Here is a 12,266-nt window from a genome sequence, read left to right on the forward strand (position 1 = left end):
CCCCCCAAAACCCACAGACCCACCCCCACACCCTTCGTACGGACCACCGGAACACCCGGTCGTTCGACTGGTCAGCTGGGCGAGGGTTCCGGGGTCGGCGACTCCTCACCGATCCGGCTCCCGGACCGGTAGACGGTGACGATCCCGTCGTGGATCTCGTAGCGGTAGGGGTCGTTGCGCGCCGTGTATCCGGCGGCAGTCTTCTCTGCCGCATGGCGATCCCCGGCTCGCGCTGGTCGCTGAACTCGCCGAAGTAGTAGAGCGATCGGGATGACGATCAGTGCGAGGCAGCCATTGCCGCCACCGCCGCTCTTCCCGGCGGGCGGAGTCCATCCGGTCCGGCAGCGCTCTTCGCCCCGGTGCCGGTGCGGGGGCCGGGGCGTCCGGAAGCTCCCGCCGGCCCGGCCGACGAGGGCGTACGGGTACTCGCACCGGAGGCCGGGCGGGCGCCGGGGACCTTCGGCGCGGCCTTCTTCGCCGTGCCCTTCGGCACGCTGCTCTTGGCGTCCGTCCTCTTCGCCGCCGCGCGCAACCCGCCCCCGAGGAACATCGTCTGCGGACGTACTCCAAGTCCCAGTCCTCCCCAGGCGTCGACATACACCTGCCCAGCACGGAAGTCGGCCGCACATACGCGAAGACCCCGTTCTCAGCGTTGGCGCTGATGGCGGTGAGGGGTGTCGATCCAGGAGGCGCCCGGCTGAATCGGCAGAGCCTGATGACCTGGGGTCAGCGGGAGTGGCCAATCGGATACTCTGCGTTACTGGCGTTCGGGATGGGACGCCTGGGTCCCCGTGGGTGACTCCTCCGGCGGCGCCCGCGGGCGAGCGTGGGTCCCGCTGGCTGGGCGTCGGCGCACGACGCCTCCCCGCCGCCCCGGTGTCGTCGACGTGGATGTCGCAGTTCTTCGGCCGGGCGGCCAAGATGACCGTACAGCCGCTGCATCTGGCCGATGTGCAGGCGATGACCGGTCTTGACGCGGCGGAATCGGTGGACGCTCTGCTGATGACCGGGGGGTTCCCGGAGATCGTTCAGTCCTGGCGGCCGGGGATGCGCCGCAGAGACTTCCTGCCGTCCGGGCATCGAAGCCCATACGCGCGGCGGCAAGGTGACGGGCCCGGAGGCGGGACCGGGACCCTGCGTCGGCACTGAGCACGGCGGTCTGAGGGGCCGCGGCCGGTTCACCCCCGCGGGGTGACCGGCCGGCGCTAGCCTGGCCGGGTGAATGCGCGTACCGCCCTCGCGAAATGGCTGGGCACCCTGGATACCGAGCGGCTGACCGCCTTGCTGGAGGAGCGGGATCTGCCGCTCGCCGCCGAGTACCGACGGATCACCACCCTCGGCGAGCTCGCCGAACACCTGCTCACCGACGAGTCGGTGGGCCAGGGCCTGATGGCGGGCACCGCCGGAGAACTGGAACTGCTCGCCTCCATCGCCGCCCTCGCCCTGGAGCGGCACGGCCCCGTAGCCGGTTGCGAGGCCGAGGACGGGCCCCGGTATCCCTGGCAACAGCGGAAGCCCGTTGCCGCGGTGGAGCCCGCGGACCGACTGGTGCCCGAGCGGGACGTACTGGCCTGGTTCGAGCCGGGAGAGAAGCGGCGGCAGGCGGAGCACACACTCGCCCGACTGCGGGAGCGCGCGCTGTTGCTCCCCGCGCCCAAGGGGAAACTGGCGCTGCCGCCGCTGTTGCATGTCCGGGCCCCTGGGTTCGACGGTTACGGGCGCACCGCCACCCGGCTGCTGACCTGCGCCTACAACGCCCCCGAGGTCAAACGGATCGCCGTAAACCTCTTCGGCGAGGGCGCGGCCCGTACCCGCGACCAGGCCCAGGAGCTGATCATCGCTCTGCTCGCCGATCCCGCCCGGGTGCGGGCACTGGTGGCGGACGCCCCGGTCCGGGCGCTGGAGCTGCTGGACCACCTGGTACCCGGCCCGCCGCTGCTGCGCACCCACTGCTTCGTCGGCCGGTACGGGGCGCAGTACGCGGGCCCGGACGCCAAGTACGTCTTCCGGGAGGGCGGCAGCGGCGACGAGGGCACCGACTGGCTGGCGGAGCGCGGACTGCTGGTCCCCGTCGGTCTCGACCTGGTGGAGCTTCCGTACGAGGTCGCCCGTGCGCTCCGCGACGGTGGCGCGGCACCCGGCCCCGAGCTGGAACCAGAGCCGTTCACCGCCACCGAGCCGCTGCCGTCCGGCTGGGAGGGTGAGGGTGGAACGGCCGCCGCGGCGGCCGCCTGGCGGGCCGAACTGGTCCTGCGGGCGCTGGCCGCCCAGCCGGTCGCGATCCGCAAGGCGGGCGGGATCGCCGTACGGGACACCCGGCGGCTGGCCAAGGCGGCCGGGGCCGATGAGGCCGACACCCGGCTGTGGCTGGACCTCGCGGTCAACGCCGGCCTGGCCGCGACTCAGGACGACGAACCGGCCCCCGCTCCCCGCGGCCGCCGGAACTCCAAGGGCCCCAAGCCCTCCGCCCGGCTGCTGCCGAGCGACCGCTACGACGCCTGGGCCGCCGCCCCGGCCGCGGGCAAGCTGCTGCCGCTGCTGGCCGCCTGGGCCGTGGTTCCCGCAGTGCTCAGCCACTGGCCGGACCCCGACGAGACCCCGGTCGCGCTCGTCAGCCCGCAGGACGAGGACGCCGTGACCCTGCGCACCGGGATCCTACGCGCGCTCGCCCTCCTCCCCGACGGACACCGGTTGACCGGGGACGCGCTGGGATACACCGAACTGCTCTCCCGGGCCGCGTGGTTCCAGCCCGCCCTGCGCGGCCACCTGGCCGCAGACGGCGCCGGGGAGCTGACCGGCCTGGACGGAGTGCTCGACCGCCTGGCGGCCACGCTGACAGAGGCGGCCCTGCTCGGCGTGGTCGCTCACGGCGCGCTCACCCCCGCCGGGCGGGCCCTGTGCCGACTGCTGGAGGCGGGAGCTGCCCACCACTACCCGGCAGTGCCCGGCGCGGGCACGGACCCGTCCGCCCGCGGCTCCGAGGGCCTGGGCGACGACCTGTCCCTGCGCCCTGCCCTGGCGCAGGCGGTGACCGTGCTGCGCGAGGACCTGTACGCGGCGCTGCCCGAGCCCAGCGGGACGGCCCGGTTCCAGAGCGACCTGACCGCCACCGTCACCGGTGCGCCCGCGCCCGCCCTCGCAGACCTGCTCTCCGCCGTCGGCGACATCGAGTCCGAAGGGCACGCCGTGGTCTGGCGGATCACCGCGACCTCCGTACGCCGGGCCCTGGACGCCGGCTGGAGCGCGGACGAACTGCTCGACCGCCTCACCACCGCGAGCGAGCGCGGCACCCCGCTGCCACAACCGCTCGCCTACACGATCAAGGACACCGCCCGTACCCACGGACAACTCAAGGTCGTCCGCTCCACCTGCTGCATCCGCTCGGACGACACCGCACTGATCGCCGAGGTGGCCCAGGCCCGCGGCCTGGCCAAACTCCGCCTGCGCCGGATCGCCCCCACCGTCCTGATTTCCACAGCACCCCCGGAGGAGACCCTCACCGCCCTGCGCGCCGCCGGCTACGCCCCCACTCAGGAAGCCGAAACCGGCACCACGGTCCTCGACCGGGCCCCGATGCACCGCGCTTGCAGCTTCGTCCCCACCCTGGACGAGGCCCACGCCACCCCCGGCCTACCGGCAAGCGCCCGCGCCCTGGCGGCGGTGCTGCGGGCGCGGACCTAACCTCGGCTCACCTGCGCGACGAACACCTGCCACGCGCCCCGCCCGACCCCGATCACGGGCCCGGCGGGCCGCGTGCTGTCGCGCACGGGGACGACTCCGGGCAGATTGTCGGCGACCTCGACGCAATCACCTTGCCCGCCGCTGTAGCTGCTGACGCGCCACGACGCCCCGGTGAGGTCGGGGGCGGGGGAGTGGATCTGGCTCATGGTCTGTGCTCCTTGGCGACACGCCGGATCAGCGTGAGTGACTCCGTTGGCGGCAATGCTGCCATGCGGGCATCGTCGAAGAGCCCTCGATAGCAGGCTACTTCCGGCTCACGCTCCATCCAGATGTTTCCCGTGGGAGCCTCGGTGAGTACGAGGTCGAGCGACGCCAGCTGGGGGAAGCTGAGCAGCAGGTACGGGCCGAACATGCCCGAATGCGCGCCGCGGGCGAACGGCAGCACCTGGATCGTCACGTTCGGCCGCTCGGCCATGGCCAGCAGATGTTCCAACTGCGCTCGCATGACCTCTGGCCCACCGACCTGCTGGCGCAGAACTCCCTCCGCGAGTACGGCCCAGAACTCGATCGGGTCCGAACCCGCCAGCCGCTCTTGCCTGGCGAGCCTCACCTGAACGAACCGGTCGATCTCTTCGGCCGTTCGCCAGGCGCGCGAGGCAACGGTCACCGCCCGCCCGTACTCCGGAGTCTGGAGGAGCCCGGGCACCACCTGCACCTGGTAGGTGCGGATGCTGTCGCAGATCGACTCCATTTCGATCTGGTCGCGGTACGCGTCGCTGAGCACGGAGGCGTAGTCGTGCCACCACCCCTCGCGCCGCCGCCGGTTGGCCCTCAGGGCAAGGGTGGTCAGACGCTCCCGCACCTCGGCGTCCACCACCCCGTAGGCCTCCATGAGAGCGATGAGATCCGGTGTGCGGACAGGGACGTGACCGTTCTCTATGCGGCTGATCTTCCCCTTCGTGCAGTCGAGTACCTCGGCAGCCGCCGCAGTAGTGAGACCGGCGGCTTCCCGGGAACGCCTCAGATCGTCGCCGAGCTGGCGACCAAGGACCGTGGACGGCATGACGTTTGGCATAGGTAACTCCCTACCAGTGGGGGAGTCTTGGCGACACCCAATTGCCCGAACGGGTGAATCGTGAGCCGAATCCTCATTCAACGTTGCGTGACTGACCGTTCTGCGGGCACCCTCCTCGTGTAGACACCTGAACTCTCCGCCCCTGTAAGGGGGTTCGCATCTCATGGGAGCTGTCATGGCCTCACAGGTGGACGTTTCCTTCCGGCTGCCCCGCCGACCCTGGAGCGTGCCCAGGGCCCGCGCGGCACTGCACGCCGTACTCGGGGACTGGGGCGCGGGCGACGACCTCCTCCATACCGCCGAACTCGTACTCTCCGAGCTCGTCACCAACGCCCTGCGCGTACGGGTACCTGCCGACCGCCAGGTCGGCATCCGCATCGCCCACTCATCCGCCGCCGGACTGCTCCGCCTGGAGGTGAGCGACGCCGGATCCGGCTGGCCAGAGCGCACGTACCCCGCCACGGAGGACGAACACGGCCGCGGCCTCCAGGTCGTAGACACCCTCAGCCACCGCTGGGGCGTAAGCCCCCGCCCGGGCGGCATCGGCAAAACGGTCTGGTCGGAACTGAAGGCCCCCGCCCTAACCCCCGCACCCCACACCAGGCAACTCGCGGCGATCGCGATCCGCGCAGGCCACCAGATCCGAGCCTGGGGCACCTGGCAAACGATCCTCAGCGTGGCCACGCTCCGCCACACCACCGGCACCTTGACGGTCACCCTCACCCTGGCCGACGGCCCCCCACTCCGCCTCCCCGCGGCAGAACCAGTCGCCGTCCGGGGGCTCCCGTAGAGTGAAACGAACCGCAGGCAAGGAGGCGCCACCGCGGCCGGCCCAGCCCAGCACCCCATCCCCGTCCGCCGCGGCCACTTGCGCGAGGCCGCCGAGCGCATCGAGGAGGCCACGGGCATGCGCGTGGAGATCATCGGCGGCACCCTCGTGATGTCCCCGAGCCCGAGCGGCAAGCACGCAGGGATCGTCATCGACCTACGCGACGCGATCCGGCCGAACCTCTCGCCCACCTACGAGGCGTACGAGAACGTCTCCGTCCCGATGCCCGACGACCCCGACGACTACTCGACCCCGGACCTGACCATCGGCCCACGCGCCTTCAAGGAGGACGACGGCTGGCTCCTGGACGCCGACGCCGTCGCGCTGGCTGTGGAGGTCATCTCACCGAGCGAGCGCCTGAAGGGGATCAACGAGAAGACCGCCTGGTACGCGGCCGCCCGTGTCCCCCGCCTCCTCCAGATCGACCCCCGCACGGGCACCTGGTCCCTCTTCACCCACCCCTCGGCGGACGACTACAAAACCATCACCCACGGCAAGTACGGCGAACCCGTCCCCTCCCCACCATCCTCGGCGGCAACCTCCCCACCTCCGACCTCCCGTTGTACGGCCAACCCCCGGTCCGCTGATGGTCACCTGCTCACGGCAACGAGACTGCCCGGGTGGACGAGGGATCGGAGCTTTTCGCGTGTCTCGGTGTCGGTCGAGTAGATGACTGTGCCCACCATTCCTCGTGTCAGCAGCACCTTGTAGGTGTTCCGGATCAGCCGGGCAACGTCGGCGTCCGGTGTCGCCTTGGTGAAGACGGGATCCTTCGACGCGCTGCGGTCGACGATCCAACGATCAGTGCGCCAGACGAGGTCTGGGCCGAGAATCACGCCGCTCCAGTCGTATTCGAACCCCTGGGCCGTGTAGACGCAGCCGACCTGTCCAAACCCCGCCGGGTCGGTGGCCCACAGAGCCGAAGGAGGGGCGCCGAGCACAGACCGGTCCCCGTACAAGTTCCACGGCCGTGCCCAGTCTCCAATGGTGACATCGGCAGGGAGTGCCGCCTGGCCGGGCGCAAGTTTGGTGGTCCACCTCCAGCAGTATCCGGCGGACATGCGTGCCCCGTAGCCTTCGGCCAGCCGGGCGGCGAGAAACTCTTCGAGTTCCTGTGGGCTCTCGACCGTTTTGAGGTAGACCCGCCCGTCAGATTCCCACTCGGTCGGCTCATCGCCCTCCAACCCGAGCAGCCGTACGACCCATCGTAGGTAGGCGTCGCTTCCGCCACACCGGAACTGGCTTTCCAGGGAAACCACCTGGCAGTTGAGGCCCTTGGCGGTGGCCGCCTCTCGGATCTGCTCGATCGTTCCCATCTCACCGGGACGGACAACCTGATGCTGATCGAGCAGAAAGACCGGCACGCGCGCCGCGTCGATCAGCTCCTCGATCTGCGCTCGGCCATTCCGCAGCTCGGCCTTGGTGTACCGGTTGGCCGAGGTCCTGCGGAGGCGATGGGCCTCGTCGCAGATCAGTACGTCGAGAGCGTTGCGCTCGGCTGCCATGAAACTGTTGAAGTACTTGAAGAGGTCCTGCACTTCACGCTTGCGTGCGCCGACGACCTTCCGCATGGTCTTCGTGAACGACTGCGAGCCGGTTGCGTGCAGGGCGGCGACCCCACGCCGGTACAGCTCGCCCAGCAGCGACAGCGCGATCACGCTCTTGCCCGAGCCGGGCCCGCCGGCTACCACGACCACCTCCTTGTGGTCGGACCGCTGGGCCCTGCGCACGGCCGACAGCACCAGTTCGTACGCGAGGCGCTGCTCGTCCAGCAGTACGAACTGTTCGCGCTCGCGGACCTCCTGCGCCGCGACGGTCATCAGTTGTGTGGAGGGCCGGATCTTGCCGTCGCGCAGGGCGTCAGCGGCAGCCGCGCCGGACCTCGGCGCAAGCCTCGACCGGAGGAAGTCCAGAAAGGCACCCCGCTTGTCTGCTGTGAAGAGCATTCCGTGGTTGCTCTGCGCCACCCCGCGCAGACTGCTGACGCCGAACTCGGTGGCATTGTGCAGATACGCCGCTCCGGCGATCCGACCCGGATGCTCCGCGAGTGCGTCATTGAAGGAGAGCAGATACTCGCAGTATCCGCGGACCTGCTCGATGGGGTTGAGGACTGGCCGGGTGTACGGATCCACCCGGCACAGCATGGGGTCGTCCTCCTCCGGGTGAGCCTCACTCCACTGCTTGAGCTCGACCACGACATAGGAAGGCTCGCCTGTCGATGGGTGCACACCCGCCAGCACCGCGTCCGCGCGCTTGCTGGTCAACGGCAGGTTGTACTCCAGAAGCACTTCGACCTGCCCCAGCCCCGCGTCAAGCAGCGCGTTCGTCAGCGCGGGAATGCTGCGTTCCCAGGAACGCACCTCCGAGGGACCCGGACGGTAGCCGTGGGCATGTACAAAGTTCTCGGTCAGGTACAGAGCCAGCGACCCCTCGAGACTGCGAGCGGCGACGGACGCGGCGGACTCGCGAAACAGCAAGGATTGCCCCCAGGCAGCACGAAGTAGCTCGTGCGGGTGGGGGCATGTCCTTCAAGACTCCGCTGAAGCGGAGCGGAAGCCCGTCGGGCCGCTGAGATGTTTGCTCGAACTCTATCGAATTCCTCCTGGGTGATCACCGGCAGTGTGAACACTTTCAGCTCAGCAGGATGCTCTCTACACTGATCCACTGACGGATGCGGCCCGACGGGCTTCCCACGTGAGGACATGCCCCCACCCGCACGAGCTTTCTCGTGCCCTGGGGGATCCACCTCGTGCCAGCCCTGCTGCTCAACCTTTCAGCGAGCAACCTGCTCATGCTCCATCGCAAACGTCGTCTGCTCATCTCGCACCTGGCGGCACGCCACGCCGCGATGTCCGGTACCGAGGCAAGCGAGGGCGAGCACCGGGCCTGGGCTGAGAGCCTGATCGAGATGGCCGGCGAGCTGACCGAATTGGGGCGTGGCGAGGTTCACATGCTCGTCGAGTGCAAGCCCGACGGCGCTCCCGCGCCGATCGACGTTGTGCTCGCCGGCCGGCACCCCGACACCGGCAGGGACTCCTTCACCTTGGTCGAACTCAAGGGGTGGTCCTCGGCCGTACAGAGCAAGCGGGAGCCGGAGAAGGTCGAAGTGCCGGGACTGGGACTCAAGACTCACCCCGGAGACCAACTCGGCCGGACCTACGATTTCTTCACGGGCGATCACGGTCCGCTCAAAGGTCTGCAGATTCACTATGCGGGTTTCAGTTATCTGCACAATGCAGAGGAAGATGCCGTACGGGATCTCTTCGCCCCGGGTAGCGCGACAGGCCCGCACGCGCTCTACTTCACCCGGGAGACCCGGTTTGATCTGCACCGTGAACTGCTACGTCAGTTCGACAGCAACTCGGGCGCCACAGCGGCGGAAACGCTGTTGCAGCGCATGGGCGTCCGCAATCCGCCCCTGCTCGACGCGATGGTCCACTCCCGGGGAGAGGACACCGTCTTCACCCTGCGAGGAGAGCAGAAGCGAGCGGCGGACGCCGTGAGTATGGCGGTGGTACGCATTGCAGCATCTGCTGGCGAGAGCCTGCTGGTGGATATCCCCCAGAGAGACGCCGTGTTCATCATCCGGGGCGGCGCGGGGAGTGGAAAGAGTGCCATTGGCCTGGAACTCATGCGGAGGCTGAGCGGGCAAGGCCACACCGTCAAGTATGCGAGCGGCTCGCGGGCTTTCGATGCCAGCATGAGGGATCACGTGGGCTTCCGTGACGGGGCATTCAAGGAGCAGTTCGCCTTCTTCAGTAGTTTCATCGACCCGCCGGTCCCGAGGCTGGACCTGCTGATCTGCGACGAGGCGCACCGACTTCGGGAGCGGTCCACGAACCGTCGGTGGCCTGAGCACCGATGGGGGAAGGGGACGCAGATCGATGAGCTCATGAACGCCGCTCGGGTTACGGTCTTCCTGCTCGACGGGCGCCAGTCGGTCCGGCCCAAAGAAGTCGGCTCCGTCGATCTTGTGACGGAGGCGGCGCGTCGTCGCGGGATAGAACCCGTCACCTTCGACCTGCACGACCAGTTCCGCTGTGGCGGTAGCGACGCCTACCGTAGTTGGGTCCACGACTTGCTCGGGTTTGCGGGTCGGAGCGGCCAGCCGTGGCAGCCGGACGGACTGATGCACGTCGAGGTAGCTGACAGCCCCGAGGAACTTGAGCAGACAATTCTGGGGGAGCACCGGTCGGGGGCCAGTGCGCGTATGGTCGCGGGTTTCTGCTGGCCCTGGAACAAGCCGAAAGGACGCGTCAGGCGCCTGGTCCGGGATGTGCGCATCGGTGGCTGGCACCGTAAGTGGAATGCCTGGGGTGACAACACCTGCGAAGACGGGGCGCCGCCTGCCAAACTCTGGGGTGTCAACCCCGCAGGCGTGCATCAGATCGGCTGTGTCTATTCGTCACAGGGCCTGGAGTGGGACTGGTGCGGAGTAATCCTCGGGGATGACATGGTATGGCGCAAAGGCGCCTGGGTGTTCCAGAGGGGTACGCAGCGACGCATCAAGCACGTGGGAATCTGGCGCGTCCGCAAACGAGGATCCTTCGACCCGGAGGTCCGTAGCAAGAAGGTGGACCAGAACGACTTCGAGGAATGCGTCCGCAACGCCTACCACGTTCTGCTCACTCGAGGCAGCCGCGCTGTGGTCGTCTATTCCACCGATCAGGAGACCCAGGACTACCTGAAGCGCAAGGTCGGAGAGGTGGCACACGAGGGATTGCGCCCCACATGGAGGAACCTGCCGCCGTCGGCCCGGCGCACAGTGCCTGCGCGCGGTTCGGCGAAGCGAGCCGTTCGAATGCGTCAGGAAGTCCTCTTCTGAGACGGGTGATCGTCTACGGGGCGGGGGATACGATGACCCGGCAAAGCTGAAGAGCGGGCCGAGGCCAGGCCGTTGGACTCCCGCCGGATTGCGATGGGGGCACAGGGCATGGGCGGCATCGGCGCCGGATACACGTACTACGTGGATGATTCCGGCATTCCGCAGGACGGTCTCGCGCTGTACTCGTGGATCGGTGTACCTGACGACGCGGCGGCAGAGGTCGAGCAGCGCTGGCTCGACTTCCGCGCTGAACTCGAGCTGGATCTAGGTGTCCCCGCCGGCTACGAACTGCATGCCCACCTGTTCATCGGCGGCCGAGGCCGCCCGGGCGGCCTCAACCCGACCAAGCTGGCCCGACGCCGAGCTGCCCAGCGCGCTCTGGATACGATTGCCGAACTTCCCGGTGTCAGTGTCGGAACCGTCTACGCATGGGAACGTTACTGGCCGGCCGTCCCCCGGAGGAGCGCCTTCGCCGGGCTGCTGCGCATCTTCGACGAGCGTCTCGCGGACCGTGGAGTGAACGGGCACGTGATCATCGATGGGGATGGTACAGACCCCATGTACGGAGATCTCCACTTCGACCTTGAGCCCGAACACATCTCAGCAGCCCCGACAGCTCTCCCCGCCCACGAGAGCACCTGGCTTCAGATGGCAGACCTGGTCGCGTACACCGCATGCCACGCTGTGGCCCGCCGACCCAACCGCGAGTTCATGTGGGGTTGGTACAGTCGGCACCTGCCGAAGGCGGAGGGGCCGATGCAGGCGTAGTGCTGCCGGAGCCACACTCGTCTGGAAATGACGGAACCCCGGCCGAAGCCGGGGTCCGTGAAAGCAGACCTGCCACTCACTTCCGCGGCAACAGGACCGCATCCACACTCTACAGCGGACATGGGGCCACCAGCCATGCATGGGGGCTGCACACCGACAGCCCCGGAGTGCCTCAGTCTCTACCGGCACACGCCCCGAGCACGGCACCCACGCGTAACAACGACAAAGGCCCGGACTCAGTGGACTGAGTTCGGGCCTTTATGTTTGGCACTTCCTGCGAAGTGCCCCCGGCAGGATTCGAACCTGCGCACACGGCTCCGGAGGCCGTTGCTCTATCCCCTGAGCTACGGGGGCGCTGTCGCTGGTGTTGCTGCGACGGGTTGAACACTACCAGCATCCGGACGGTGATCAGGAACGGATTAGGGGGGAGGGAGTGGTGGGTCGCCCGGAGGGGGTGGAAGTCGCGAAAAGCCGGACGCGGGGGTGGGGGCGGACCTACTCTCGAGTTGTGTCAGGCGCCTCGGGTCGGGTGCTTGTTGTCGACGACAACAAGGTCATCCGGCAGCTGATCAAGGTCAATCTCGAGCTGGAGGGCTTCGAGGTCGTGACCGCGAACGATGGTGCCGAGTGCCTGGACGTTGTGCACCGTGTGTGTCCTGATGTGATCACTCTTGATGTGGTCATGCCCCGGCTGGACGGGTTCGGGGCCGCCGCGCAGTTGCGGGCCGATCCGCGGACCCGGGATGTGCCCCTCGCGATCGTCAGTGCTTGTACGCAGCGCGAGGTCGAGGCCGGGATCGCCGCCGGAGTGGACGCGTTCCTCGCCAAGCCCTTCGAGCCCGCCGAGCTGGTGCGGGTCGTGCACCGGCTCATCGAGCGCCGCGACCGGAGGGAGCGGAAGGGTGCTCCCGCCGGAAGAGGTAGAGGGTGAGAGAGGGATAGGGGTAGGGGAGGGGTACGGATAGAGGTAGGGACAGGGGGCCGGGGTGATTTCGGGTCCGCCGGTGGGTGTCTTGCCCGTCCCTTGCGGGCCCGCTGTTCACATGGCGAAACCGTTCGCGTGACGTGGGGGCTTCTCCCCTAGGCTG

General features: G+C 68.6%; 9 protein-coding genes and 1 tRNA gene. 6 read left to right on the top strand and 4 right to left on the bottom strand.

What is annotated here, in order from left to right; genetic code table 11:
* Window positions 1-1,218: 1,218 nt before the first annotated feature.
* Window positions 1,219-3,681, top strand: a complete 2,463-nt coding sequence (locus OTB20_RS15370) for a helicase-associated domain-containing protein (protein WP_267817947.1) — start codon at window positions 1,219-1,221, stop codon at window positions 3,679-3,681.
* On the opposite strand, the gene OTB20_RS15375 is transcribed toward OTB20_RS15370, so the two are convergent.
* Together OTB20_RS15375 and OTB20_RS15380 are read right to left on the bottom strand one after the other, a co-directional pair.
* Window positions 3,678-3,887 (bottom strand): DUF397 domain-containing protein, encoded by a 210-nt coding sequence (locus OTB20_RS15375; protein ID WP_267817949.1) that lies wholly within the window; start codon window positions 3,885-3,887, stop codon window positions 3,678-3,680. The two genes, OTB20_RS15370 and OTB20_RS15375, sit on opposite strands and share 4 nt — an antisense overlap.
* Window positions 3,884-4,756, bottom strand: coding sequence for a helix-turn-helix domain-containing protein (locus tag OTB20_RS15380; protein ID WP_267817951.1), 873 nt, complete (start codon window positions 4,754-4,756; stop codon window positions 3,884-3,886). The genes OTB20_RS15375 and OTB20_RS15380 overlap by 4 nt, the downstream gene beginning before the upstream one ends.
* Before the next feature lie 175 nt (window positions 4,757-4,931).
* On the opposite strand from OTB20_RS15380, the gene OTB20_RS15385 reads away from it, so the two are divergent.
* Together OTB20_RS15385 and OTB20_RS15390 are read left to right on the top strand one after the other, a co-directional pair.
* Window positions 4,932-5,546, top strand: a complete 615-nt coding sequence (locus tag OTB20_RS15385) for an ATP-binding protein (RefSeq protein WP_267817952.1) — start codon at window positions 4,932-4,934, stop codon at window positions 5,544-5,546.
* A gap of 78 nt (window positions 5,547-5,624) precedes the next feature.
* On the top strand, window positions 5,625-6,254 hold the full coding sequence (locus OTB20_RS15390; RefSeq protein WP_267817954.1) for a Uma2 family endonuclease: 630 nt from the start codon (window positions 5,625-5,627) through the stop codon (window positions 6,252-6,254).
* Here OTB20_RS15390 and OTB20_RS15395 read toward each other — a convergent pair.
* Complete coding sequence (locus OTB20_RS15395) at window positions 6,176-8,062, bottom strand: DUF2075 domain-containing protein (protein ID WP_267817956.1); 1,887 nt, start codon at window positions 8,060-8,062, stop codon at window positions 6,176-6,178. The genes OTB20_RS15390 and OTB20_RS15395 overlap by 79 nt on opposite strands.
* A 272-nt stretch (window positions 8,063-8,334) precedes the next feature.
* On the opposite strand from OTB20_RS15395, the gene OTB20_RS15400 reads away from it, so the two are divergent.
* The gene (locus OTB20_RS15400; RefSeq protein WP_267817957.1) at window positions 8,335-10,410 is read left to right on the top strand and encodes a DUF2075 domain-containing protein; all 2,076 of its coding nucleotides are present in this window, start codon (window positions 8,335-8,337) and stop codon (window positions 10,408-10,410) included.
* A gap of 108 nt (window positions 10,411-10,518) precedes the next feature.
* Window positions 10,519-11,178 (top strand): hypothetical protein, encoded by a 660-nt coding sequence (locus OTB20_RS15405; RefSeq protein WP_267817958.1) that lies wholly within the window; start codon window positions 10,519-10,521, stop codon window positions 11,176-11,178.
* A 282-nt stretch (window positions 11,179-11,460) separates the two neighbouring features.
* Here the strand turns inward: OTB20_RS15405 and OTB20_RS15410 are convergent.
* Window positions 11,461-11,532 (bottom strand) — tRNA-Arg (locus OTB20_RS15410).
* A gap of 82 nt (window positions 11,533-11,614) precedes the next feature.
* Here OTB20_RS15410 and OTB20_RS15415 point away from each other — a divergent pair.
* Window positions 11,615-12,109, top strand: coding sequence for a response regulator (locus tag OTB20_RS15415; RefSeq protein ID WP_420716402.1), 495 nt, complete (start codon window positions 11,615-11,617; stop codon window positions 12,107-12,109).
* The last annotated feature ends 157 nt before the right edge of the window (window positions 12,110-12,266 follow it).

The organism is Streptomyces sp. H27-H1, from assembly GCF_026627445.1.
Classification (GTDB): domain Bacteria; phylum Actinomycetota; class Actinomycetes; order Streptomycetales; family Streptomycetaceae; genus Streptomyces.